General features: G+C 41.8%; 19 protein-coding genes. 3 read left to right on the forward strand and 16 right to left on the reverse strand.

Annotated features, from left to right (window positions below):
• Positions 1 to 31: 31 nt before the first annotated feature.
• The 5 genes from gap to glk form a co-directional block, all read right to left on the reverse strand.
• A complete protein-coding gene (gene gap / locus AC2IOM_RS12205) occupies positions 32 to 1,036 on the reverse strand; it encodes a type I glyceraldehyde-3-phosphate dehydrogenase (RefSeq protein WP_486358519.1) in 1,005 nt (334 codons plus the stop codon).
• A 1-nt stretch (position 1,037) separates the two neighbouring features.
• The gene (locus AC2IOM_RS12210) at positions 1,038 to 1,667 is read right to left on the reverse strand and encodes a bifunctional 4-hydroxy-2-oxoglutarate aldolase/2-dehydro-3-deoxy-phosphogluconate aldolase (RefSeq protein WP_010560260.1); all 630 of its coding nucleotides are present in this window, start codon (positions 1,665 to 1,667) and stop codon (positions 1,038 to 1,040) included.
• 12 nt (positions 1,668 to 1,679) lie between these two features.
• Positions 1,680 to 3,542: a phosphogluconate dehydratase gene (edd, locus tag AC2IOM_RS12215; protein ID WP_010560261.1), complete on the reverse strand. Its 1,863-nt coding sequence runs from the start codon at positions 3,540 to 3,542 to the stop codon at positions 1,680 to 1,682.
• 458 nt (positions 3,543 to 4,000) lie between these two features.
• The gene (locus AC2IOM_RS12220; protein WP_486358520.1) at positions 4,001 to 5,017 is read right to left on the reverse strand and encodes a LacI family DNA-binding transcriptional regulator; all 1,017 of its coding nucleotides are present in this window, start codon (positions 5,015 to 5,017) and stop codon (positions 4,001 to 4,003) included.
• Between the two features lie 15 nt (positions 5,018 to 5,032).
• Complete coding sequence (glk, locus tag AC2IOM_RS12225) at positions 5,033 to 5,998, reverse strand: glucokinase (protein WP_486358521.1); 966 nt, start codon at positions 5,996 to 5,998, stop codon at positions 5,033 to 5,035.
• Positions 5,999 to 6,247: 249 nt separating this feature from the next.
• Between glk and AC2IOM_RS12230 the strand changes: the two genes are divergently transcribed.
• A complete protein-coding gene (locus tag AC2IOM_RS12230) occupies positions 6,248 to 7,267 on the forward strand; it encodes a LacI family DNA-binding transcriptional regulator (RefSeq protein ID WP_105171502.1) in 1,020 nt (339 codons plus the stop codon).
• A gap of 21 nt (positions 7,268 to 7,288) precedes the next feature.
• On the opposite strand, the gene AC2IOM_RS12235 is transcribed toward AC2IOM_RS12230, so the two are convergent.
• The 6 genes from AC2IOM_RS12235 to AC2IOM_RS12260 form a co-directional block, all read right to left on the reverse strand.
• Entirely contained in the window at positions 7,289 to 7,780 is a 492-nt protein-coding gene (locus tag AC2IOM_RS12235; RefSeq protein ID WP_486358522.1) for an energy transducer TonB, read from the reverse strand.
• A 137-nt stretch (positions 7,781 to 7,917) separates the two neighbouring features.
• Complete coding sequence (locus tag AC2IOM_RS12240) at positions 7,918 to 10,347, reverse strand: glycoside hydrolase family 15 protein (protein ID WP_486358523.1); 2,430 nt, start codon at positions 10,345 to 10,347, stop codon at positions 7,918 to 7,920.
• The gene (locus AC2IOM_RS12245; RefSeq protein WP_486358524.1) at positions 10,348 to 11,841 is read right to left on the reverse strand and encodes an MFS transporter; all 1,494 of its coding nucleotides are present in this window, start codon (positions 11,839 to 11,841) and stop codon (positions 10,348 to 10,350) included. It abuts the gene before it with no gap.
• Positions 11,842 to 11,844: 3 nt separating this feature from the next.
• Entirely contained in the window at positions 11,845 to 13,647 is a 1,803-nt protein-coding gene (locus AC2IOM_RS12250; protein WP_486358525.1) for an alpha-amylase family glycosyl hydrolase, read from the reverse strand.
• Positions 13,648 to 15,144 (reverse strand): tryptophan halogenase family protein, encoded by a 1,497-nt coding sequence (locus tag AC2IOM_RS12255; protein ID WP_486358526.1) that lies wholly within the window; start codon positions 15,142 to 15,144, stop codon positions 13,648 to 13,650.
• 54 nt (positions 15,145 to 15,198) lie between these two features.
• Positions 15,199 to 17,994 carry a TonB-dependent receptor gene (locus tag AC2IOM_RS12260; protein WP_486358527.1) on the reverse strand — a complete coding sequence of 932 codons (2,796 nt, stop codon included), beginning with the start codon at positions 17,992 to 17,994 and terminating at the stop codon, positions 15,199 to 15,201.
• Between the two features lie 646 nt (positions 17,995 to 18,640).
• On the opposite strand from AC2IOM_RS12260, the gene AC2IOM_RS12265 reads away from it, so the two are divergent.
• Positions 18,641 to 20,251, forward strand: coding sequence for an alpha-glucosidase (locus AC2IOM_RS12265; RefSeq protein ID WP_486358528.1), 1,611 nt, complete (start codon positions 18,641 to 18,643; stop codon positions 20,249 to 20,251).
• Between the two features lie 114 nt (positions 20,252 to 20,365).
• Here AC2IOM_RS12265 and AC2IOM_RS12270 read toward each other — a convergent pair whose 3' ends face one another.
• From AC2IOM_RS12270 to AC2IOM_RS12290, 5 genes are all read right to left on the reverse strand, one after another.
• On the reverse strand, positions 20,366 to 20,986 hold the full coding sequence (locus tag AC2IOM_RS12270) for an SDR family oxidoreductase (protein WP_486358529.1): 621 nt from the start codon (positions 20,984 to 20,986) through the stop codon (positions 20,366 to 20,368).
• The gene (locus AC2IOM_RS12275) at positions 20,964 to 21,407 is read right to left on the reverse strand and encodes an FAD synthase family protein (protein ID WP_054980145.1); all 444 of its coding nucleotides are present in this window, start codon (positions 21,405 to 21,407) and stop codon (positions 20,964 to 20,966) included. The genes AC2IOM_RS12270 and AC2IOM_RS12275 overlap by 23 nt, the downstream gene beginning before the upstream one ends.
• Positions 21,408 to 21,428: 21 nt before the next feature.
• On the reverse strand, positions 21,429 to 22,499 hold the full coding sequence (locus tag AC2IOM_RS12280) for a CDP-glycerol glycerophosphotransferase family protein (protein ID WP_486358530.1): 1,071 nt from the start codon (positions 22,497 to 22,499) through the stop codon (positions 21,429 to 21,431).
• 68 nt (positions 22,500 to 22,567) lie between these two features.
• Positions 22,568 to 23,617: a CDP-glycerol glycerophosphotransferase family protein gene (locus tag AC2IOM_RS12285; protein ID WP_486358531.1), complete on the reverse strand. Its 1,050-nt coding sequence runs from the start codon at positions 23,615 to 23,617 to the stop codon at positions 22,568 to 22,570.
• A gap of 45 nt (positions 23,618 to 23,662) precedes the next feature.
• Complete coding sequence (locus AC2IOM_RS12290) at positions 23,663 to 24,952, reverse strand: NCS2 family permease (protein WP_010560275.1); 1,290 nt, start codon at positions 24,950 to 24,952, stop codon at positions 23,663 to 23,665.
• Between the two features lie 297 nt (positions 24,953 to 25,249).
• On the opposite strand from AC2IOM_RS12290, the gene AC2IOM_RS12295 reads away from it, so the two are divergent.
• A complete protein-coding gene (locus tag AC2IOM_RS12295) occupies positions 25,250 to 25,720 on the forward strand; it encodes a tetratricopeptide repeat protein (protein WP_486358532.1) in 471 nt (156 codons plus the stop codon).
• Positions 25,721 to 25,803: the final 83 nt, after the last annotated feature.

Raw genomic sequence — 25,803 nt, forward strand, 5'->3', positions numbered from 1 at the left:
GCAGCCGTTTTTACTTAGTCGGTAGAGTAAATTATAAAAACTTACCTAATGCTGTTACTTGGTCGAGCATGCGGTTTGAGAAACCCCATTCGTTATCGTACCAAGCCATTACTTTAACTAATTTACCATCAACCTTAGTTTGCGTTGCATCGAATACTGAAGACGCAGGGTTGTGGTTAAAATCAATTGATACAAGCGGTGCTTCGTTGTACTCAAGTACTTCTGCCATTGCACCTTCAGCTGCTGCTTTAACCGCTGCGTTTACTTCTTCAGCTGTCGTGTCGCGCTTAGCAATAAAGGTTAAATCCACAAGTGATACATTGATTGTTGGTACACGTACCGCCATGCCGTCTAGCTTACCAGCAAGCTCAGGCAATACTAAGCCAACCGCTTTTGCTGCGCCGGTTTTTGTTGGGATCATACTTTGTGTTGCACTACGCGCACGGTATAAATCACTGTGGTACACGTCCGATAAGTTTTGGTCGTTGGTGTAAGCATGAATTGTTGTCATGCTGCCTTGCTCAATACCAATTGTATCGTTAAGCGCTTTAGCAACAGGTGCTAAACAGTTAGTTGTACACGACGCATTTGAAATAATAATGCTATCAGCGTTTAACACATCTGAGTTAACACCGTGCACAACCGTTGCGTCCATATCTGTACCTGGTGCAGATACGATTACACGTTTTGCACCCGCTTCAATGTGTTTTGCTGCCGCGTCACGCGATGTGAAAAGACCAGTACATTCAAGCACGATGTCCACAGCTAAATCAGCCCAAGGCAAGTTTGCAGGATCGCGTTCTTGTACTAATGCAATTTCATCGTTGTCGATAACCAGTGTGTTTTCAGCAAGCGTTACTTTTTTACCAAACGTACCATGCACTGAATCGTACTGTGTAAGGTGTGCATTTACGTTAGCTGGTGCTAAGTCGTTAATTGCAACAATTTTAATTTCTTGTTCGCGATTTGACTCATAAAGCGCGCGTAATACGTTGCGTCCAATACGGCCATAACCGTTAATAGCTACTCTGATCATCTTATTCACCCTCATTCACTTTACTTGCTTGGCGCGCTAACTCTTCGATTGCTTGCCAGTCTTTATTTGCGATTAATTCTTTATCTAACATCCAAGTACCACCCACACACACTACATTTGGCAGTGCTAAATAGTTAGGCGCACTGGCAAGGCTTACACCGCCAGTTGGGCAAAACTTAACATGTGGTAGTGGACCAAAAATTGACTTCAACATTGGCACACCACCGGCGGCCTCTGCTGGGAAAAACTTTAAAAAGCCAAAGCCTTTTGCTGCCAGCTGCATCACTTCACTTGGTGTCGCGGCACCTGGTAAAAATGGCACATCAGTTTCACTGGCAAGCGCTAACAACTCATCGTTAACACCAGGGCTCACCATAAAATCAGCGCCCGCTTCAATTGATGCATTAAACGTAGCTTTATCTATTACAGTGCCAGTACCAACATACGCTTCTGGCAATGCTTGTTTAATTTGTTTAATTGCTTCTACCGCTACAGGTGTACGCAGGGTAATCTCTAATGCGCGTAAGCCACCGTTGTACAATGCCTTTGCAAGTGGCACTGCGTCTTCAAGGTTATTAATAACAACAACAGGGACTACCGGTGCTGCTTGAAGAATTTTTTCAATACTCATTTTTACTTCCTGTTATTGGTTTGTATTTGGGTAGATAAGACCAAATGCACTGGCACCTAAATCTGCGCTAGATACCGTTTGGCGAATACCTTCAAACAACTCACGACCTGTTCCAAAAGTTTGAACTTGTTCGCTAATTTCAATTTCACGCTGTGCAAATTCATCATCAGCAACATGTACTTTTAATACGCCATTTGGTGCATCAAGTGTTACCACATCACCTTCGCGGATTTTTGCAATAAAGCCACCCTCGACTGCTTCAGGCGCAAGGTGAATAGCCGCTGGCACTTTACCTGACGCGCCCGACATACGGCCGTCAGTAACAATCGCCACCTTAAAGCCTTTGTCTTGCAACGTTGCCATAATTGGCGTTAGTTTGTGTAGCTCTGGCATACCTTTCGCTTTAGGACCTTGCTCTTTAATTACGGCGATAAAATCAGTTTCAAGTTCGCCGCGAGCAAAAGCATCTTGCAATCCTGCTTGCGAATTAAATACTTTTGCAGGTGCTGTCACTGTTTGATGCTGCTCTTGTACCGCAGATACTTTAATCACCGCATGGCCCAAGTTACCCGTTAATAGCTGCAAGCCACCTTGCGGGTTAAATGGATTTGTAACTGGGCGAAGTACTTCTTCATCGTGCGAATTTTCTGGGCAATCTTGCCATTTCACTTTCGCTGCAATTTGGTTGTCGGTAGCAATTACCGAAGTATCAATTACTGGCTCTTTGGTGTAATCGTTTAGGCTATTACCAACAATGGTCTTCACATCTTCGTGTAAGAAACCGCCTTTTAATAGCTCTTTCACTAAGAACGGTAAACCACCTGCTGCATGGAAATGGTTAACATCTGCCGAACCATTTGGATAAACACGTGCAAGTAATGGCACAACTTCAGAAATATCTGACATGTCTTTCCATGTAATTTCTACGCCTGCTGCTTTTGCCATTGCAACTAAGTGAATTGCATGATTCGTTGAACCACCCGTTGCAAGTAAGCCGACTAAACCATTCACAATCGTTTTTTCACTGACAATTTCACCAATTGGATTGGCATCTTGGCTGGTGATCAGCTGGTTAAGCATCATTTCTACCGCGTTAACCGTTAAACCATCACGTAATTCTGTGTATGGATTTACAAACGAGCTGCCTGGCAGGTGCAGACCCATAATTTCCATCAACATTTGGTTAGAGTTAGCGGTACCGTAGAAAGTACATGTACCTGCACTGTGATAAGACGCGCTTTCTGCTGCAAGTAATTCATCACGACCGATTAAACCTTGCGCAAATTTTTGGCGTACACGCGCTTTTTCTTTATTTGGAATACCTGAAGGCATTGGGCCTGCTGGTAAAAAGTAAATTGGCAAGTGGCCAAAAGACAGTGAGCCAATTACAAGGCCCGGGACAATTTTGTCACACAGACCTAAACAAAATACGCCATCAAAAACGTCGTGCGACAGTGAAACAGCCGTAGACATTGCAATCACATCACGGGAAAAAAGTGAAAGCTCCATGCCATCACGGCCTTGCGTTACACCATCACACATAGCAGGTACACCACCGGCAACTTGTGCAGTGGCATTAAATTTGGTTGCAACCTTTTTAATTAGATCTGGGTATTCTTTGTAAGGCACATGCGCTGAAAGCATGTCGTTGTAAGAATTGATAATACCAAGATTAGGTTGTTCGTCTTTGGTTAATAATGCTTTGTCTGAGCTTGAACAGGCTGCCATTACGTGTGCAAGGTTACCGCAACCTAAGCCAGCACGTACGCGTTTTTTAGATTTAGCTGCTGTCATACGCGCTAAATACGCTTGACGCGTTGCTTTACTGCGTTCAATGATTCGTTCGGTTACTTCTTGGATTCTTGGGTGTAGCATTTTCGCACTCATTCATAAAGATTTGGGAAAAAGGCTCAGTACTTAAATTAGAGACTCCTGCTAGTCTAAGTACCGAGCGACTTTGTCTACCCGTTCAAAGGTCCGATATCGAGCGTCTCTCACAACCACTCTATGACACCGGTGTCACATTATTAAAACCGATCCATGACACCGGTGTCAACCCTAATTTTAGTGCTTTTCTTGTGAACTGCCCAATTTATCTACAATAAAAAGCATGAATTGAGTTCAACAAGTGACAATGACATTAAAATGAAAGAAAAAATAATTTACGAGGAACGCTTAGATATAAGCCGATAAAGAAAAAACGCGGCAAAGGAACCGCGTATTACTAAGGTATAAGTGAAATGTTTAGCGCCTCTTAAATAAAAGAAACGCTTTGCTTTAACTGGGAATTATCAACCGTTATTTTCGTAAGGCGTGAAGTCTTACGTGACAAATTATTTTTGCATAGGCGCTGTCGATTCACGCTCAATTAATTTGCCAGCGAACACTTCTTCGATGTCTTCGCTTTCCGGCGCATTGATCTTATCGATTAATAAGTTTACCGCACGAAATGTCATATCTTCTACCGGTTGCGCAATCGTTGTAAGACCCGGCCAAATATGGCGCGCAATCGGGGCATTATCAAAACCTGCAATTGACAGCTCATCAGGTACTTTAAGTGACATTTGCGAGGCAACTTTTAATACCGCTGCGGCCATGTAATCATTCGACGCAAATACCGCACTTGGTCGAGCTGCTGATTCAAGGATTTGTCGCGCACTGTCTTCACCAGAATGATAACTAAAGTTACCCTCGGCAACTAACTCACTTTTAAGGGTTATGCCCTCTTCGTTCAAAGCATCAACATAGCCGGCGAAACGCGCTTCAGTAGCACTGTGATCTGGGTGACCTTTAATAAACGCAATTTCTTTGTGGCCGAGTTTTAGCAATAACTTGGTAATATCGTAAGCCGCTTGCGTGTCGTTACTTTTAATCGAGATTGATTGGTCGTCTAAGGTCACTGGTGCGACGCGCGCATACGGGATCTTGCGTAGCTTTAAATGGTCTACTAACTCGCGGTTATCTGAAAATGGTGGCGTTAATACAATACCATCTAAGCGCGATGTGCTAATAAGTGTTTCAATATTGTCAATAAGTGGCTCGCCGCGCAGTTCACATGGGTGAATTAGCAAGTTGTAGTTGCGCTCTTGGCAGGCTTCTAATGCGCCTGACTGTACACGGGTGATATAACTTTTTGACGGGTTGTCATACAAACAACCAATGATAAAACTGCGGTTATGGGCAAGGCCTCGGGCAATCGGATTAGGACGATAATTTAGCTCTTTAAACGCTTGCTGAACCTTCTCTCGGGTCGCATCAGACACGTTTGGCTCGTTATTAAGCACGCGAGATACCGTCTTTTTTGATACCCCAGCGTGTTTAGCCACACTATTTATCGTCACTTTTTCCATATAAATCTCTAATTATTACTTCGTATCTAAACTGGCAGCTGCACCCAACAACGGAATATTGTCTTGAGTGATTAAAATTACCGGAATATCGTTAACAATGTGCTGCATTTTTCCTTTTGCAACAAAACGTTTTACAAACTCACTCGCCAGTAGCTTATCTTGAAAACGGGGCAAAATACCGCCGCCAATATACACACCACCGGTCGCGTTAAAGGTCAGGCTCAAATCACCTGCTACAGCGCCAATCCAATCGCAGAATTGGTTGAGTGTTTTTACACAAATGTCGTCATCATTTGCGAGCGCCAATTGTGTAATTGTTGGCGCGTCAAAGTTCTTTGCTGTTTGCCCATGGACTTTCGCCATCGCACGGTACAAGTTTTCAATGCCCTGACCGGAAAATACATGTTCAACCGAAACATGTTCAAATTCTTCGCTTAATGCAGTAATTAAGTTGCGTTCAAGTTCATTACATGCCGCTAAGCTGATATGGCCTGCTTCACAGCTCAATACCACATTCTGCTCTTCGCCTTTCACAAGTGCGGCAGCGCCAAACCCTGTACCTGGACCAATCACCGCAATATTACCATCGCTGTGACTATGCCCGTCTTTAATAACTAAGTTTGCAGTGTTATCAATATAAGGAGATGCGTGTGCAAATGCAGCAAAGTCATTGATCACTTTAAAATTAGCAAAGCCGAATTGCTGTTTAATATCGCTTACATTAAATTGCCAACCTAAGTTAGTTAAAAAGACCGTGTCTTTTTTACGTGGACCCGCAACGGCAAAGCATGCATTGTTGGGCACGCTTTCTAGGGTAGAAATGTAGGCTGCAACAACATCAGCAAAGCTATCAAACTCTAAACTTGAAAACTTTTGAATGTTATTAAATACAATTTCTTTTGTCGTTTTATCAAATGCTGTAACGAGTGCAAAGCGTGCATTTGTACCGCCAACATCCGCAACTAATATAGGCTCAAACATATTAATTCTCTCAATTGAATTAGCTAATTTTTAAGTGCAGCAATTGCAACTCGTAAGTAGTTATATCTTGCCCTGCTACAGACAATCAACTAAATGGCAACAAACCCAATTGACTTCGGTTAAGTTGACTAATTATGACACCGGTGTCAGATTAAATTCAATATCTCATCACATAAAGTTAGTTTTTTTATTAAGTTTATGGCTAAAATACCGTCTAAATTAGCGTGTTTATCATAAAAAGGTGCACAGTTGAGTAAATCCAAAGCCACATCGTTCGATATTGCCCACTATGCAGGCGTATCACAATCTACGGTTTCGCGCGCATTGCGCAACAGCCCGTTAGTGAACGAGGAGACCAAAAAGAAAGTCTTTGAGATTGCCAAAAAACTTAATTACAAAGTCGATAAAAACGCCAGTAACCTGCGCACGCAACAAAGCAACACCATTGCACTGTTACTATTTGAAGATCCCACCAGCGATGAATCAATGATCAATCCGTTTTTTCTATCAATGTTGGGCTCAATCACGCGTGCCTGTGCTAATCAAGGCTATGATTTACTCGTGTCATTTCAGCAAATGGATCAAGATTGGCAAGCGCAATACGAAGACAGTCACCGCGCTGATGGCTTAATTTTGCTGGGCTACGGCGATTACATAGATTACCAAGCGCGACTTGCCACACTATTACAAAACAACACTAAGTTTGTATGTTGGGGCGCCCGTGTTGATTCGCGCCCAGAGCTCTCCATTTCCTGTGATAACTATTTTGGCGGTGAGCAAGTTGCAGAGTTTTTAGTCGCGAAAAAGCGCACACAATGTGCATTTATCGGTGATGCATCAGAACACAGCCCTGAATTTTTCGCCCGTTTTAATGGCTTTAAAGACACGCTTAATAAACATGGTTTAGATGTTGATGCGCGCCAAATTATTAATGCGATTTCAACCGATGAGTCAGGCTATAACGCCACCAAGACTTTGCTTAGCTTAAAACGCCCTATTAATGCTATTTTTGCTGCCAGTGACTTAATTGCAATTGGCGCTATTCGCGCAATCAAAGAAGCGGGATTAAATGTACCTGAAGATATTAGCGTGATTGGCTTTGATGATATTCCCGTTGCGAGCTTTACTGAGCCCGCACTCACCACAGTTAATCAAAGTACGTCTGTTGCGGGAGAAATGCTTGTGGCGAATTTGCTAGCCCAATTAAAAGACGAGCCACCAGCACAAACCCAACTAAAGCCCACCTTGGTTGTGAGGCATTCGGCATAAAAAAGGCGCTTAACGCGCCTTTTAAAATGCTATTTCTTTACTTATTAAAGTGCCAACAGATGCCACAACATCATTGCCAGGACATTGACTCCTTGCAATTAATTTATTTATTGCACAGTTTCCTTTTCCATCTTCTAAGCAATACTCAAACCGAGTTCGGAGCTTTATAGGTTTATCCATCCCTGCTCCACTTAACGCTTGCCAATTCCATTTAGGAATAACGTTTTTTGCCTCTCTCGCAAAGCTTTTATGAGTAGAGTTTATTGACGTTATATCTTCAATTTTGTGTTCCGCTGTTACTACATATTCGATAGTTGCACACCCTTGCTTGCGCGAAACCACTTGTTCTTCAGGATAACGTGGTGCAAATCTCTTTACTGAATTAAACTGCAATAATTCCGAAAAATCGTTTGATACGCTCAAATCAGCGTATTTACGACTTTCTATATCAGCAGTTGAGTTACACCCGAATAAAACAGTTGCTGTTGCAATGTAAAACAATCTTTTTGCCATATACACTCCCTGTAAATTAATAACTACTAATAGGAACGTTACCACTTAAAAGTATGTTTTTCAAATAACTGACTGCTGGGCTTCCAGAAGTTTTACTCTTTGAAAGTAAATTAAAAAAGGCGCTTAACGCGCCTTTTTTAATTCAACTTTTCTTTGACTACTGGGTAGTAATCCCAAACTTGTTTATCTGACATTGAGCGCAATAACTTAATGTACTCCGCGTGTGTCCAGGCAAGTGGCGTCGCTGAATTTGTGCCTTCGCCAAATGTGTAATTATGCGGGTTAACACCAACACCATCCCACACTTGCTCTGGTAACATTAAGCCTTCGTTGGCGAATTGTTCCATGCCTTTAACATAGGTTTGCGTCAATGCGGCTTGCTGTTTCGCATCGAACGAATCAGATTGCGCGAGTTTTGCAATTTCATAGTGGCCTCGCTCACCGGTAAAGAATGGCCAAACACGTCCACGTTGTCCTGGGGTATTATTGCCGCCTTCGGCGTAGTTGGTGCCAGTCACCTCATCTTCACCATAACCGTCATTACCGTAACGGCGCCAGCCTGGGAATTGTCCCTCTACCCCCTCAAAAGTAAAGTTATATTTTACTTTAAGGTTTTCAGGTAAATTTTGTGCATCATATTCATCAAGCGTATCAATAATATGCTTATCCTCAGCGCTTCTTACACCGTAACGCACAAGTTCCAAAAAGCCGCCATCCAAAATGCTTTGTTTAACTAAACCTTTGCGCCCATTGTTATCGCCTAAAACAGTTGTTGAGTTTGCATCGTCATCTTGGCTAATGCGAACATAATGCTGACCGTTTGATGCGTCGCTCGGTAACGTACTTTTAGTGGTATACATGCGCGATTCAACTTTGGCGTTGTAATCCTTTGCAACATTGAAGTACTTAGCAGCCAAGGCATCATCGCCTGCCAGCTTTGCAATTTCACTTGCGGTAATAAGACCAGCAATTACAGCGGCTGTGGTTGACGGCGAATGCCCCGCTTGCTCTTCCCAACGTTCTTGTTGAGTAAATGGCGGCTTTATTTCGGTGTCATTCCATAAAATTTTAGCAAGACCACCTTCCACTAAAAAATCTGCCGCAGGTTTAAGCATTTTATTAAACCAAAGGATCAGTTCTTCTTTGCTAAGCACATCGGCAAGATAAAGCTTCCAACCAAGCATAATTGGCATCGCGGTTTGGTCCAATTGAACACCCACCCATTCCAACTCACCGTCAACATGAGTCTTTTGTAAAAACCAACCTGTATCACCTTGGTTACCCGGTGTTTTATCGGTCACTTGTACTTTTTCTAGGTATTCAAACGCCGTTTTCGCGGTGGCTTTATCACCCATAGCTAAAAACGCCATTGCTACTTGGTAGAAATCACGTACCCAAACAGCTTTGTATCCGGTATGCCCTTCAATTGCAGGTACGGTGTCACCCCATGGGTTTGACAGTGATGCAATCAATGCGCCCGCATGTGTTTTGTCTTCCTGCGCTTTTAACACTAAGGCACTGGCATACGCTAAACGACCATTATCGGCTGATTGCGAGCTTAGCGCTTCCAGATCAAGTGACGCTAAATAGCCTTGCCAATCTGCACCAAATTCAGTTAATAGCGCTTGGTAACCTTTTTGTTGGCTTGCGTTTGCTGCCGCAATACTTTCATCCAAGGTGTTACCAAATGACAGTGTTAAATCAAATTCTGCTTTGCTTGATGTACTACCAAGTAAGGCGTCAAGCGACACGTTGCCAGGTTTATCACCGGTTGTTGCATAGCTTGTGAACGTTTCGCCCGATTTCATTTGTGATATCAAATCAGATGTACCAACAAAACCTACACTCGCTTGTTCAAATGCGGTGTTACTTGAAAGTGTTAGATAATTGTCGCCATCAACCGCAACGAGTTTATCCTCTTTCACCATGGCTTTATCGCCAACACCGTTATTATTCACATACGGGTTAGCATGAACATAAAGTGATAATGCCTCGCCTTTAAGTGATTCTAAAACCACTTTTACAAATAACGTTTGGTTGTTGCTATCAGTAAAAATGTGCTTTTCAATTTTAAAGCGGCCTTGTTTGTCGGTATTCGTCAGCTTGTAAGCAAGTGACAAGGGTCTGCCTAGTTCGTCTTTTTGTAGGTAGTCAATTTGCCACTGGGTATCATCAAGTTCTGAAGCAATGAAGTTGTTGCCTTTAACAACAAATTGCATTTCTTTTAACTGTGCTTGATGAATTAAACCAAACATGGTTTCGGTAATAATCCCCTGCGCTAATGAAAACCACACTTTTGAAACGGCACCTGTTGCCGCCTTATCACTGTAACTGCCATCTAAATAGGCTTCGTAGCTAGTACCGATACCGGTTTTGCCTGAATAAGCCCAGAACGGTTTGCTACCTGGTGCGCCTGGGGCAGTTAAATTGTTTTGCGCTGTACTTGCTGAGTTAGTTTTTGCCACTTCAGCACCACAGCCTGTAATTGCAAGTGCTACTGCGCTTGCAAGCAATGATTGTTTAACAAATTTAGTTTTAAACATGGTTAATTGTTCACTTGTTGTCATTTACTTGTTATAGGTCACACGGGTTACCGCAAGGGCAGCAATCAAGTATGAAACGCCACCTAGAGAGAGTGCATAAATTGCTTCACCATCGAATACAAAGCGCACTAATGCGCCTAAAATGGTTGCTGCTAACATTTGCGGAATAACGATAAAAAAGTTGAAAATGCCCATATACACACCCATTTTATTGCTCGGCAAGGCGTTACTAAGCATGGCATATGGCAGAGATAAAACAGATGCCCAAACAAAGCCGATGGCTACCATGGCATAAATAAGATGATCGCTATTCGAAATAAAGGCAAAGCTCAACATACCGCCAGCGCCAAGCAATAAATTGATCATATGGCTCACTTTTAAGCCAAGCTTTTTCACCATTAGCGGAATAACAATTGCGGCAATTACTGAAAAGCCGTTGTAGGCTGCAAATAATACCCCTACCCAATCAGCACCATCGTTATACGCTTTTGTTGCAACGTCGCTGCTGCCAAAGTGAAAACTGGTTACGGCGGGAGTGGTGTAAATCCACATCGCAAAAAGGGCAAACCAACTAAAAAACTGTACAACGGCTAATTGTTTCATGGTGCTTGGCATGCTCATCATGTCAGACATCACCGTATAAAAACCGTTTTGCGTTTTACCACGAGTTTGCATACTGTTTGAAAGTAAAAAGAGCCCACCAAATACACTCAGCGCGCCGCCTAAGAATACGATATCTGTACCAAGCGATAACACATACACTGCCGCCAAAACTAACAAACCTAAGCCAAGTAATGCCACGCCAATGCGAGCAAACGGCAAGTGGCCTTGGTTTGAATATGCAAGCGTTACTTGTGGATCTTCATACTTCGCGAGCTCTTCAGGGCTATATTCTTTAGTAGTGACAATGGTCCAAAGTACCGCAACCAGTAATACCACAGCACCAAAATAGAATGAAAATGTTACTGATTCTGGAATAACACCAGCTTCTGCGGTATTACTAATACCAAACCAATTAGTCATCATCCAAGGCAGTGCCGATGCAACTACGGCGCCAACACCAATGAAAAAGCTCTGCATTGCATAACCCATACCGCGTTGCTTCTTCGGAAGGTTGTCACCTACAAGTGCACGAAACGGCTCCATCGTCACGTTGATAGCAGCATCCATAATCCATAACATGCCTGCCGCAATCCACAAGGTGGGCGAATTTGGCATAATACACAGTGCTAATGTTGTTGCCAGTGCACCGTATAAAAAGAAAGGCCTACGGCGACCTAATTTCCCCCAAGTGCGGTCACTAAAATAACCAACAATCGGCTGCACAATTAAACCTGTAAGCGGCGCGGCAATCCATAAAATAGGAATTTCATCGATATTTGCACCTAAGGTTTGGAAAATACGGCTCACATTGCCATTTTGCAGGGCAAAACCAAATTGAATGCCCATAAAACCAAAGCACATATTCCATATTTGCCAAAACGACAGCGTTGGTTTGTCTTGCACGGGTGTTGTCATAAATTACTCCACTACCACAACTACTGCGCCCTCGGGCACTAGTGTGAAGTTAGTTGTTTTATTATTAGTTTGAATTTTGTTATTGCCAGCAAAGCGCAACAGATTTGCTGGCTTCACATTATATGGCAATGTAACTGACTGCTCTTTATCGCCAAAATTAGCAAGTATCAGCAAAGTGTCATGCTCGCTTTTACGGATAAAGCCAATCACCTTATCTTTAGCCTCACCTAGCTCACTGGTGATATCAATCAGCGAACCTTGTTTAATGGCATCGCGCTTGGCCAAATTTAATAATGTTTTATAGAATTCGCGCAGCGCTTTTTGTTGGTCTGATAACAAGCCACCATCAAATTTGCCATTATTCACCCATTTTTGATGTTGAGGCACGCCAACATAATCAAAAATACTGGTACGTGTTGGGCTACCAAACCCGGCGTTTTCAGCGCCTGGCTCCCCTACTTCTTGACCAAAGTAAATTAAACTAGGTGATTGGCTGATAAGGTGCGAGACCACCATCGCCGGTTTGCCTTTATCCATATCGCCGACAAAATCAGGGCTCGCAATGCGCTGCTCATCATGATTTTCTAAAAAGTTAAGCATATGTGGCGCAATGTCTTTTACTTCGTGGTGAACAGGCATTAAGGTCGTTGCCGATTGCTTTCCTTGCATTACCCACTTTAACGTATCGTAAAAACCGACTTTGTCGTAGAGATAATCCATTTTACCTAAGTGGATATAATCACGATAAAGTGTTGGATTGTATACTTCTGCAATTAACGTGGCGTGCGGGTTTTTGCGCTTGATATGCGCATTTAAGTAGCTCCAAAATTCTACGGGTACCATTTCAGCCATATCATAGCGAAAGCCATCAACCCCTTTGTCTAACCAATAAAACGCGATATCGCGCATTTTGTGCCAACTGCTTGGTAGCTCTTTACTTTGCCAAAACGCGACAACATCTCGATAGCTCTTAGTTGCGTATTCACTTGGTAATGTCGCAAAATCATAACTGCCATCAGGTTTTACACCGTAGTTTACTTTTACTGTTTCGTACCAGTCATTAAAATTTGGCTGCGCCTCGCGTGAGCCATTACCTGTCCATTTCGCTGGGGTTTCATCAAACTTTCCATCAACTAATGGATGCGCATCACCGCCTAAAGGTGAATAATATTCAGGAAATTTAGGCAGTGAAAACGCTGCTCCAGGAATATAGTAAAAATCATTAAACTTGGAATAAGTAACGCTGGTATCGTCCTTTTCACCTAAACCAATCACACCTTTAGGTTTCGCGATAGACTCATAGCGGCGCGCAACGTGATTTGGCACAATATCAATAATTACTTTTAAACCTGCAGCATGGCTACGTTTGATCAGTGCTTCAAACTCTTCAATACGCTTGGCCGGATTATTTGCAAGATCTGGGTTAACTGAATAGTAATCTTTAATGGCATAAGGGGAACCCGCGCGTCCTTTTATCACATCGGGATCATCTAAACTGATACCAAACTGTGTGTAATCTTCAGCCATTGCATGATGAAGTACACCGGTATACCAAATATGACTAACACCCATATCTTTTATTTCATTAAGCGCTTTCGGGGTAAAATCAGCAAATTTTCCAACACCATTTTCAGCCTTGCTACCCCAGGGTTTATTGGTTGTATTTGTGTTGCCAAACAAACGGGTAAACACCTGATAAACAACTGGCTTTTGCACTTTGTTTTGTTCTTCTACAAGTTTAGATTGGGCACTGACACTATTTGACGCCACAATAAGCGCAAATAAGGCATACATCTTCTTTTTCATTTAATTACCAAATCGTTTTAAAAATTCATTATGGGTTGGCAGTTTTTCACTGGTGTGGGCAACCAAGGTTTTTAAGCTTTCAAGTAAATCTTTAATTTGTGCATCATTTAAGTTTTGCGCGAGTGGATGATATTGCGCTGGCGTAATACCTTGCCCTATCATCACTTGCTGCCAGGCCACTTCACTAAACAACTCGTCATCTTGTCTGAAAAACAATGCGTTATCAGCAAAAAGCTGTATTTTGTGGCGTAAGCTGTTTGGCACGTCCATATCATTACACTGACGCCAAAAAGCACTGTCTGTGCGCTCGGTTAATTTGTAATGCAAAATAATAAAATCGCGAATGCGTTCAAATTCAACCTGACTTTGACGATTAAACTCTGCTACAACGCCATCATTAATTCCCATTAACGGAAAATGCTTTACGAGGCGAGTTGCCGCAGTTTGAATTAGGTGAATACTGGTTGATTCAAGTGGCTCTAGAAAACCACTTGAAAGGCCTATCGCCACGACATTCTTATGCCATTGTTTTAAGCGACGGCCAGTGCGAAAGCGAATAAGCTTTGGCTCTGCAAGCGCCCTACCGGGTAAGTTATTTAGCAGTAATTGTTTTGCGTCATCATCCGAGAGATGATTGCTGGCGTAAACCAAACCATTACCAATGCGATTGGTTAGCGGAATTTGCCATTGCCAACCGGCATCATGAGCAATTGAACGTGTGTAGGGTTTAATTTCATTCTCATCATGTTCACACGGTACAGCCAAAGCACTATCACAGGGTAACCAATGGCGCCAATCTTCAAAGCCAACATTCAGGGTTTTATCAAGCAATAAACCGTGCAAACCAGAACAATCGACAAACAAATCACCTGTTACAAGCGCTTGGTTTTCGAGCGTGAGTGATTTAACAAAGCCATTGTTATGGTGAGTTTCGACACGGGTTACTTTGCCTTCAATGCGCTTTACCCCGAGCTGCTCTGCGTGATTTCGCAAAAACTCTGCGTATAAACTCGCGTCAAAATGATAGGCGTAGCTAGTCCCCGGTAATTTGGTATTTGGTAGATGCTGGAGCTTATCGAAGCGGTTGCGCTTTGCTGCTTGATAATTAATCGAGTAATCCCAAAAACTACTCGTATCACCCCGCTCTTTGGCTTTAAGCCAATAATTCAAAAAATTACAAAATGGAAAGTCCTTACCAAAACTACCAAACGCATGCATATAATGCTCGCCTTGTTGCCCCCAGTTTTCAAACTGAATGCCAAGCTTAATAGTTGCATTAGTTGCTTTGATAAAGGCTTTTTCATCAATGCCAATGGCGGCATTAAAAGGAATGATGGGAGGAATGGTTGCCTCGCCAACGCCAATTGTGGCGATGTCTTTTGACTCAACTAGCGTAATAGAAATCTGCTTGCCAAGTACTTTTGCAAGTAAGCTTGCAGTAAGCCAGCCAGCAGTACCTCCGCCGACGATGACAACATTGTTGATTTGATTTGTCATGGTAACCTCAGATAAAAACAAAGCCCTTTACAGGGCTTTGTTGCAACATTCAGGTTAGAACTGGTAGTTCACACCTAGCAAGAAAGTGCGACCATAATCTTGGTAATCACGTACTTGCAATGCGTTATCACCTGATAACGAGATAAACGGTTCTTCAGTAATGTTTTGCACTTGGAAAGTCACCGTCATGCCCTCTAGGCTCTTTAAGCCACTTTCAGAGAAGTCATAACCAATTTGTGCATCCCAAATCGTTTCGCCTTGAATATCAACTTGCTGTGAGTCAAAACCGCGGCCATAAACGTCACCTTTAAAGTCATCACGTTTACGCATGCTAGCACGCGCTTGGAAACCGTAATTTTCATAATAGAAAGTTAGGTTTTGAATGCTCTTAGATAAACCTGGAATTTCGTAATCATTGCCATCTTGGTCAACCATGTCTGAGCTATTAACAGTATGGCTTGCAATTAAACCAAAACCATCCAGTGCATCAGCAAAGTAGTTAAATGGTAATGTTACTGAGAACTCAGCACCTTTAACCGTGCCGTCGCCACCGTTTACTTTACCATTACCTGTACCATCTGGGTTAGCAGGTACTAGGCCTGTTGATGGATCTGCAACACCTGTCATGTCGATTGAATAGCTACCATCAAAGATCCAGTCTTTTAAATCTTTATGATAAAGCGCGATAGCAAAATAACCTTCTGAGCTAAAGTAGTTTTCATAGCTTAGGTCAAAATTAATTGCTTGATACGGTTCAAGTGACGGGTTACCGCCATTTACTACCCAGTTGCTACCATTTTCGTCTGGCTGCTGATTGTAAGTAGCATTAACCGAGGCATTCATTTCATCCATACGTGCACGTGAAATCGTCTTTGCAGCACCAAAACGTACCGACTGATCATCATCAATCGACAATGATAGGTTTAAGCTTGGTAATAGATGTGCGTAATCGTGTTCAATATGCGTTGGCGATGTAATAACTTTGCCGTCTTGTGTATTGAAAGCGTTACCTTGCGATTCTTGCTCAGTTTTAACATAGCGAAGACCTGCATTACCAGTTAACGGCATGCCTGCTACTTCAGTATCAATGTTTGCTTTAACAAAAGCACTGGTTAATTGCTCTTTAACCGTCCACGATTTAGTTGCGTGGCTTGGATCGGTTAAGCTTTCTGCCAGTAAATCGTAGTAACCATCTTCAACCATTGCGCGTGAGTTAAACGCAATCATGTCGCCCATACCGATGAAATCAAGGTTTGCAGTACCTAAACGGTACTCTTCTGGCACCATCATCATACCTGGGTTATCTAACGAGAAGCTTGATACTGTTAAGAAGTAACCTTCAGAGCGCTTGGTTTTCTCACGTTCACTGTAAGACAAACCAAATTCAACAGACGTTACATAATCGTTTTCAATTACTTTAGTTGCAGCAAGGCGAAGTGCATTTAGCTCATCGTCAACTTCAGGGGTATTTAAAAAGCCGTCTTGCAATTGGTTTTCATATTCAGTACCAACAACGCCGTATTTTTCATTAAGTGCAGAACTCCAACCCCAAGAAAGTGGGCCGCCAAGTTGAATTAAATTATAGTCACTATAATCCAGCTCATGGCTAAAGGTTGCGCCTGTATTTCCAGAGTTAAATGCGTAACCTAGGTTATCTGCAACACCACGTGCATCGCCACGACCTGTTCCGGCATAACTTTCCATACTCCAGATTTCACGCTCAACACTTGAGTGACTTGCATCGAACTCAAGTGACCAAGAATCATTTAAATCGTATTCTAAATTAAAACCAAATGATGTGAGTTCAGCGCTGCGATCTTCGTAGTCGTTACGTACTACAACACGCTGCCCTTCTGTAATCGCTGATGTAACAAAGCCTGTTGCTGGGTCTACCACTGCGTTATCCGCACTGATTGAACCCTGACCCCAAGCAAATGGCACTTCGATACCACGGAGAATTTTTTCATCTACAAAATCTACATATAAGCTATCAAATACCATACGTAGATTTTCGCTTGGTGCATATTCAATCACCGCCATAACTGAATCACGTTCTAAGGTAGATGAACGTACAAACGGCTTTGCACCACCTAAAATTGAATAGGTATTACCATCATCACCCGTGAATTCAGGGTAGCCCCAAGAGTTCCAACGCTTTTCTTGGTTTGGTGATGACATTGTATTAAATGCAACTGCCACACCTAGGGTGTTATCGGCAAATTGGTCGATGTAAGACAGTGTACCGCGAAAGCCATTATCGTCAGCATCTGGATTTAATTTTTCAAAGCCCGTTTGCTCATACATGGCGTTAACTTTGATAACGCGCTCATCCATTGATAGCGGTTTAATTGTTTGCAAATCAATAACGCCAGCAAGGCCCGATGCTTCTAAATCGGCACTCGGCGTTTTATAAACCGTTACCGCACTCATAATTTCTGATGGGTATAAATCTAATTCTGCACCGCGGTTATCGGTTATCGATACTTGTTCACGACCATTAAATGTTGTGCCAACATGGTCTTCACCAAAACCACGAATAGTAACGCGACTTGCGCGACCGTCTAAGCGCTGAGCGGCTAGACCAGGTAAGCGTGCAATTGATTCTGCAATTGAAGAGTCTGGTAATTTACCGATGTCTTCTGCTGATACTGATTCAACCACTTCTGGTGAAAAGCGCTTGGTGTTAATGGCTTTAACTAAACTTGCGCGAAAGCCTGTAACCTCAATAACCTCAACTTCTTTTTCTTGTTCTTTATCGTTGTTTTGGTTGTCTGCAGCATATAAGTTTGCAGAGCCTACACCTGCTGCGACCATTGCCAGCGTCAGCATACTTGGTTTGAAAATAGACATAAATTTTGTTCCCGATTGACTATTGCTAGTGCAAATCATGGTGCGAAATAACATCACTAAACGAATATAGCTTACTGACAGTATTTGTAGCAGTTGCACCAAATGAGTTCGCGTTTGTTGCCGACAGTGATAGTAACGCTATAAATTTAGCAACCACAACAAACTGCATACGTATTCAAATTTATGCAACGGCGCTTTTGGTTACAAATATTTTACATTTATATTTTGTTACACATTGATTAATAAGTCTTTTTTAAAAGCAGCATAAAACAAAACGTTAACTTAAAGAAAATGACATAAAATCATTACAAATACGGGCCAATTCAGTGCAAATTCAGCACAAAGTGAATATAACCTGCACTTAAAAGGTGCAACACAAAACCAATGATAAATTGGTATTACCAATTTAAACCTTTATTTTAGTGCATTTTAATAATAAATATTAAAATTGGTTATTTAGTGTGACCAATAAACATCGTTCCAAAGACTTCTCTTCTTAAAACTATTTTCACTGCATACGTATGTAGGCTTTTTACTCGCAGCCACTATATGACGTAAGCTGACCGTTATTCGCAGTAAACAGATACTGTGAAATGGCAACGCAAACGTAAAAAAGCATTTAGCATCAGATAGTAATGAGAAAACGATGTCGAAACTAACAGCGCAACTAAATTGGTGGAAAGGCGCGGTAATTTACCAAATCTACCCACGCAGCTTTCAAGACACTACAAATAATGGTGTTGGCGATTTACAGGGAATAATAAAGCGACTTGATTATATTAAAGCGCTTGGTGTTGACGCTGTATGGATTTCGCCGTTTTTTAAGTCGCCAATGAAAGATTTTGGTTACGACATTAGCGACTATCGCGATATCGACCCATTATTTGGCTCACTTGCTGATTTTGACGAACTCATCGCGCAAGCTCATCAACGCGATATTAAAATTGTGATTGACCAAGTATTGAGTCATACCTCAGATCAACACCCTTGGTTTATTGAGAGTCGTGAAAACAAAACAAACGATAAAGCCGATTGGTATGTATGGGCTGATGCCAATGAAGATGGTTCACCGCCAAATAACTGGTTATCAATTTTCGGCGGTTGTGCATGGCAATGGGAGCCGCGTCGCTGCCAATACTATTTGCATAACTTTTTAACCCAGCAGCCCGATTTAAACTTCCACAATGAAGATGTGCGCAATGCTGTATTAGATAACGTTGAGTTTTGGTTAGCTCGCGGTGTAGATGGCTTCCGCTTAGATGCTATTAACTTTTGTTATCACGACGCACAACTGCGTGATAACCCTGCAAAGCCAAAGCATTTAAGGCAAGGTCGTGGGTTTAGTGAAGATAATCCATACGCATTTCAGTATCACTATTACAATAATACCCAGCCCGAAAACCTGGCATTTATGCAGGCTATTCGCACGCTAATGAACAAATACCCAGGCGCTGTGACCCTTGGTGAAATTTCCTCTGAAGATTCACTTGCCACCATGAATGAGTACACAGCAGGTGGCGACAAACTGCACATGGGTTACAGTTTTGAGCTATTAACAAAAGACTACAGCCCAAGTTACATTCGAAACACAGTTGAAACCCTTGAATCGCAAATGACTGAAGGCTGGCCATGTTGGGCATTTAGCAATCACGATGTAGAGCGCGTTGCATCACGTTGGAGCAACAATGGTATTGTTAATCATGAGCAAGTAAAAATGCTACATGCGTTACTTGCAAGTTTGCGTGGCAGTGTGTGTTTGTACCAAGGTGAAGAGTTAGGTTTAGGTGAAGCTGAAATCACCTTTGAGCAATTACAAGACCCTTATGGCATTACCTTCTGGCCAAACTTTAAAGGTCGCGATGGCTGTCGTACGCCATTACCTTGGCAGCGTGAAAATGAATTCGGTGGTTTCTCAACTGTTGAACCTTGGTTACCGGTAGTTGACGCGCATAAAGATGTCGCGATTGACGCACAACAAGCTGACGAAACTTCTGCGCTAGTACATTGCCAACAATTTTTAGCTTGGCGCAAGCAACATGATGCGCTGCTTTTTGGTGACATTAAATTTACCCAAAGCGACGAACATATTTTAGGCTTTGAGCGCAGCTATAACGGCAAAACATTAGTCTGTTATTTCAACCTAAGCGAACAAAGCCAAACGGTTGACGTACAAGGTAAAGTAATTAAAGCAAACCACTATGAAAGCGCGACATTAAGTGGCTTTGGCTATGTGATATTTGCAAAAGAGGACGTGTAAAAGTTACTAACGCAGGGTAAATGGAATTACCATTTTAACTAATTGAAAGAATTACGTATTGTTCTTCCCATGTGAACGTAAGGCTAGCCCATCTGGGTTAGCCTTTTTTTTGAATTATGGATTAAGTACAAACTCATTTTTACGAATAAACAGTACATCACCACTTTGGTATTGCCCATTTAGAACATCAACAACATGTTTGCTAAACTCGCTACATGTCATGATATTGTTGTTAGGAATATTAAACTTATCCCTAAACTTAGTTTCAATTGCACCGGGTGCCATGCAGATCACTTCAAAGCCATCATTTGCCATGCTTTTGCTTAACGTAATCACACCTGCTTTTGAGCTGCAATACGATGACCAATCTTTATAAGCGTTAAACCCAGCAGTTGATGAAATATTAATTATCAGTGTGTTTTGATTATTTTTCAGCGCGTATTTACTTACCAAATAGGTACCAATTAAATTCACTGAAATATCTTGAATCCACTCAGCTGAATCGGATTCAAGTAATCGATTTGGGTGAATGCAGCCAGCATTATTAATGACAACGTCGAACGCTTTACCTTCAAAATAAGACGCCACTTCGCTATCTTGCGTGACATCCAATTGTTTGCGTGAGACTAAGGTAATATCAAAGGCATCGCTAAATTCGTTAGCAAAGCTTTGTGCCCAATCACCGCCACCGCCAGTAATTAAAATTGATTTTTTAGACGATATCTGGGTTTTCATGTTTATCCGACTTATCTATTAAGTTTCTGTATTGATCGTAAATACGCTCTTTTAAGTTTGAGCTACTTACACCAGCACCATATGGGAAATAAAATACTTTTACACCGAGATCGCGGAGGTAATCATATTTACCGCGCCAATCATCGCCTACCACAAAAATATCGATATTCAGATCTTTTATGCGCTGTGTATGCTCTAACGAGCGCTGTGGAATAACCACATCAGGGTGTTTTAGCGCTTCAACAATCGCAATACGTTCTTCAAAAGGTACCGCAGGTGGGTTTTTATAGCTACACACAAGCTCGTCGGTGCTTACCCCTACAATTAAGGTTTCGCCAAGTCCTCTGCCATATTCAATCATTTTCAAATGATTGCGGTGAAACAGATCAAAGGTACCTGATACGTAAACAATTTTACTCATAATATATTCTTTTAACTCGTGTTAATGTGAGATTAAATAATCACAAATACGCTCTGCCGATTTACCATCTAGCTTGCCCACGTATTCATCACATATTTGCTTTCTTATTGACTGTTTGATTTGCGGGTTTTTAACCGCATTTGCAACTACTTCGCTAAGAGCTTGATAACTCGCCGCCCTATCACAGAGTTCGTGAAACACTGTAATGCTTTCATCTATGCGCTTTTTAAAACGGAACGAAAATATACCGCGATAACCCCAACGTAATTTGTAGAAGTCACACCAGATAACGGGTTTATCTAACGCTGCAAATTCAAAGATAGCAGACGATGCATCCGACAGCATGACATCTGAAATCGCCATAAACTCCAACAGATTATACTCATCAACGCCAGCTAGATAGACATTTTCACTGGCCGCCCAAGATTCTAATATGGCTTTTTGTTTAGTGTAACGCGGCTTAGTTAGCGAGAAAAAGTGCGGCTTTAAAATAATGTTGTAGTCTGCAAAATCGTTGGCAAAATTTGCAGAAAATAGTTCTATTGAACTTGGATAAAATGTTGGCGCGTAGAGAATTGTCGGCTTATTTTCATCTAAACCAAGCGCGCTTAATGAGAGCTTAAGTGATGTGCGATTAATCGCAGGATCGAGCTTAGCATAACCGCTGTCTACAAAATTGCCGTTTGGAAACATGGCTTGAAGATTAGCTCGGCGCTTTTCACCTTCAACAAAGCGCACTGTGGTTGGGTTTTTCGATACATCGTAATAACAGCTTTTAGGGCCAACGCCGTGTTGCATCAATACCGTTTTGCTTGCGCTATGGAGTTGCTCTAAATCAGATACGGCGTTACCAAACACAATCCAATCGGCTTTTTGTGCGAGATAATGTGCTAACGCGTCTTGCCAATTGCCTACAATTTTGTAAGTTAACTGGGTGTCGTTTAAAGCATTTTCAACGATGCGGTTTAGGTCATTATCATCTGTTTTGTAAGCGACTAACTCAATATCTGTTTTATGCTGTTTTAATGCATCAATTACCGGTAAATACTGCGGTAAATAATACAGATGTTGAATATCAAAAATAACCTTCATTGAACTGCCTAAACGATTTATGTGACATTTTTATGATCTCACAAAAACTTAACATCAGGCAAAGTTTTTTAATTGAATTTCCAGTATTTGAGCTTTTTTCTTAGCTTAAAATTGCGAATAAAGTTAAGTGGCTTAGTTTTTTCAACAGTAAGTTCACCCAGTAATACTTTCTCAACCGCATCCAGTACTCGGCCACTCGATTGCCCATCGCGATACGGATGCAATTGCTTTATATACTCGCCAATCTGCTGAGTAAGGTCGTGTGGAGATTGCAATGCATATGACAGCTTTTCTTCAAGTAAATTAGGCTCAGTGAAATTAACCATATACGGTTTAGGATCAATATTGTTAAACGTTACGACCGGTTTATTTTGCACTAAAAACATTTGAATCACTGACGATGTATCGCACAACATCACATCTGCCTGTTTAAGCAGCGGCAATACGTTATCGGTTTCAACAAACTGTAAATGTTCGCTTTCAAGGGATTTATATTGCTCAACAATATGTTTTGGCATTTTAGGATGAAATTGCACTAGCCATTGCCACTTTCCCGTTGTGCTGAGTTTTTTAACTTGCTCGAACAAATGCGGTGCACACGTTAAATTGCGAGAAAACGTCGAGCACATTAACACCGTTTTCTTACTCTTATTGACTGTCGGCTCGGTTAGCGTGTCAGTAAATAATGGATCAAGCGTAGGCCAGCCTGTTTCGACCACATTAAAATAGCCATGTTGCTTGGCAAGCTGCTTGAACGGTTCGGTAGTATCTGGTCCTTGGGTGCAATATAAATCAAAGCATTGACGAATATTGAAATGGTCATTGTTACCGCGTCTATTTAACTTACCCGCGTTAAAACCATGGAACACCGCCACTTTAACGCCTGGGAAAAAGCGCGGTACCGTATTACCAGGAACAAATACCGCATCTGGATTAAATGCTTTTACCGCATCAACTGATTTAAGTACCTGCTCATCTTCTTTTAAATAGTTCGCATTAACTTCATTACCCCACAAGAACCAAGCAACCTCGCCACCGCGGCGCCAAATTTCTTGTTGTAACGGGCGTAAAATCGCATAACTGTAATTTTGAGAGATAAAGAAAAGGTATTTACGCATAAATAATCCGTTGTGTTAAAGGCGCAAACAGCGCCCCGTTTATTTTTATAGTAGAGCGAACTTAACCACAAAGAGAATAGATAACACCCAAACGCTAATGCTCACTTCTTCTGCACGATTGCACATTACTTTTACTGCTGTGTAAGCAATGAAACCTAATGCAATACCGTGCGCTATCGAAAACGTAAGCGGTGTCATTAATAATACAACGGCCACAGGCACGGCTTCTGTCATATCATCCCAATCAATCAGTTTTAAGTTTTGTAACATTAATACAGCAACATATAAAATTGCGCCAGCTGTGGCGTAAGCCGGCACCATCGCCGCAAGCGGTGCAAAGAACAGCATTAATAAAAAGCAGATACCAACAACAACGGCGGTTAAACCTGTTTTGCCGCCAACCGATACCCCAGCAACAGACTCAATATAAGAAGTCGTTGTTGATGTACCTAACGTTGCGCCCGCGATCGTTGCGCAACTATCTGCACTAAGAGCGCGGCCCATACGTGGAATATTGCCTTTTTCATCAGCAATACCGGCTTTTTGTGACACCGCAACAAGTGTGCCTGAGGTATCAAATAAGTCGACAAAAAGGAAAGCAAAAATCACACTAAGCATTGAAAGCTCTAATGCGCTGGCAAAGTCCAGTTCCATCCAGGTCGGTGCAAGTGATGGTGGCATTGAAACAATGCCGTTGTATTCAACTAAACCAAATGCTAACGCGATAGCGGTAACACCTAAAATACTAAACAGCACGCCACTTTTAATATCTCGGTATAAAAGCGCAGCGATAAAAAAGAAACTAATAATTGCAAGTAACGGGCCCGCTTGGGTTATATCACCAAGCTGTACCAAGGTTTCAGGGCTTGCCACAATAATACCCGAGTTTTTAAGGGCGATTAACGCTAAAAATGCACCAATACCGGTGGCAATTGCGCGCTTTAAAACAAGAGGAATGGCATTAATAATCCACTCACGCACTTTAAATAAACTTAACAGTAAAAAGATAATGCCAGAGAAAAACACCGCGGCAAGTGCGCTTTGCCAGCTGTAGCCCATACCTAGCACAACACCATATGTGAAAAATGCGTTAAGCCCCATGCCTGGTGCCAGTGCGATTGGGTAATTCGCCCAAAACCCCATAATAAAACAACCAATTGCTGCGGCTAAACAGGTGGCTACAAATGCTGCGCCTTGGTCTATGCCTGCTTCGGTTAACATTGCAGGGTTTACAAATACTATGTACACCATAGTGACAAATGTGGTGATGCCAGCGATCACTTCACGTTTAACCGTACTGCCCTGTTGGTTAATTTTAAAAAGTTGCTCAAACATGATTTCGTTACTGTGTCTTAAGGGGGCGATGATCATACCAGTGACACAGCAAAAATTAAATTTTTAAGTCATTTCGAAATGAAATTAAGTGAAAAAAACAAAAGCTTCTAAACTTAGGGTAATTCATCACGCTTAGATTTAGATAAACGTTCACCATGCGACATAATTTTAAAGGTACCAGATCAACGTCTGGTCACTCGTAATTTTATTTAAACACGTTTTAATCGGAACGTTTCTAACAATCATTGTAAAAAAGTTATTAGCCTTGCCTTAGGTTGATTAGCAATAAGGAAGCATATGCCCGACGAACATAAATCCATTGAAGTAGATTCATTAACTATAGAGGAAGTAGAACATCTGATTCTTTCTACATTACTTGCGATCAAAAAAGAACTGACACAAAAAGCACACACTATTGTAGAGCAAGATGCCGAACGTTTGTTTGCAACCTCAGTCACCATGTCAAAAGCCAAAAATGATGTTGGTGCTGCCAAATATATGCGTTTCGCAGCCCTGCAAGGTCATGTAAAAGCGCAGTTTTATTTAGGCATGATGTTCGCTAAAGGCGCCGGACTACCACAAAGCGTGTATCACGCATATACCTGGTTATACCTAGCTGAAAGCCAAGGCTCGATAGAAGCCGTAGAGGCAATTGGCAAGCTGCAGCCGCTACTCCAAGCAAAACAAATCACTGATGCCAAAAAGCAAGCCGCTGATTTATATGAGAATATTAATGACGCAATAATCCAATCTGAAAAAATTGTGTAAAAAATAACAAAAAGTGCTTGAAACAAAATACTGTATAAACTACTGTATAGATAATTTCACTGTATATTTAAACAGGTATCGTT

The sequence above is a fragment of the Pseudoalteromonas sp. NS-SX12 genome, from assembly GCF_057367955.1.

What these genes read in the sequence shown, in the direction of transcription:
- gap (WP_486358519.1), bottom strand. Translation starts at nt 1,036, where the DNA reads ATGATCAGAGTAGCTATTAACGGTTATGGCCGTATTGGACGCAACGTA.
- AC2IOM_RS12210 (WP_010560260.1), bottom strand. Translation starts at nt 1,667, where the DNA reads ATGAGTATTGAAAAAATTCTTCAAGCAGCACCGGTAGTCCCTGTTGTT.
- edd (WP_010560261.1), bottom strand. Translation starts at nt 3,542, where the DNA reads ATGCTACACCCAAGAATCCAAGAAGTAACCGAACGAATCATTGAACGC.
- AC2IOM_RS12220 (WP_486358520.1), bottom strand. Translation starts at nt 5,017, where the DNA reads ATGGAAAAAGTGACGATAAATAGTGTGGCTAAACACGCTGGGGTATCA.
- glk (WP_486358521.1), bottom strand. Translation starts at nt 5,998, where the DNA reads ATGTTTGAGCCTATATTAGTTGCGGATGTTGGCGGTACAAATGCACGC.
- AC2IOM_RS12235 (WP_486358522.1), bottom strand. Translation starts at nt 7,780, where the DNA reads ATGGCAAAAAGATTGTTTTACATTGCAACAGCAACTGTTTTATTCGGG.
- AC2IOM_RS12240 (WP_486358523.1), bottom strand. Translation starts at nt 10,347, where the DNA reads ATGACAACAAGTGAACAATTAACCATGTTTAAAACTAAATTTGTTAAA.
- AC2IOM_RS12245 (WP_486358524.1), bottom strand. Translation starts at nt 11,841, where the DNA reads ATGACAACACCCGTGCAAGACAAACCAACGCTGTCGTTTTGGCAAATA.
- AC2IOM_RS12250 (WP_486358525.1), bottom strand. Translation starts at nt 13,647, where the DNA reads ATGAAAAAGAAGATGTATGCCTTATTTGCGCTTATTGTGGCGTCAAAT.
- AC2IOM_RS12255 (WP_486358526.1), bottom strand. Translation starts at nt 15,144, where the DNA reads ATGACAAATCAAATCAACAATGTTGTCATCGTCGGCGGAGGTACTGCT.
- AC2IOM_RS12260 (WP_486358527.1), bottom strand. Translation starts at nt 17,994, where the DNA reads ATGTCTATTTTCAAACCAAGTATGCTGACGCTGGCAATGGTCGCAGCA.
- AC2IOM_RS12265 (WP_486358528.1), top strand. Translation starts at nt 18,641, where the DNA reads ATGTCGAAACTAACAGCGCAACTAAATTGGTGGAAAGGCGCGGTAATT.
- AC2IOM_RS12270 (WP_486358529.1), bottom strand. Translation starts at nt 20,986, where the DNA reads ATGAAAACCCAGATATCGTCTAAAAAATCAATTTTAATTACTGGCGGT.
- AC2IOM_RS12275 (WP_054980145.1), bottom strand. Translation starts at nt 21,407, where the DNA reads ATGAGTAAAATTGTTTACGTATCAGGTACCTTTGATCTGTTTCACCGC.
- AC2IOM_RS12280 (WP_486358530.1), bottom strand. Translation starts at nt 22,499, where the DNA reads ATGAAGGTTATTTTTGATATTCAACATCTGTATTATTTACCGCAGTAT.
- AC2IOM_RS12285 (WP_486358531.1), bottom strand. Translation starts at nt 23,617, where the DNA reads ATGCGTAAATACCTTTTCTTTATCTCTCAAAATTACAGTTATGCGATT.
- AC2IOM_RS12290 (WP_010560275.1), bottom strand. Translation starts at nt 24,952, where the DNA reads ATGTTTGAGCAACTTTTTAAAATTAACCAACAGGGCAGTACGGTTAAA.
- AC2IOM_RS12295 (WP_486358532.1), top strand. Translation starts at nt 25,250, where the DNA reads ATGCCCGACGAACATAAATCCATTGAAGTAGATTCATTAACTATAGAG.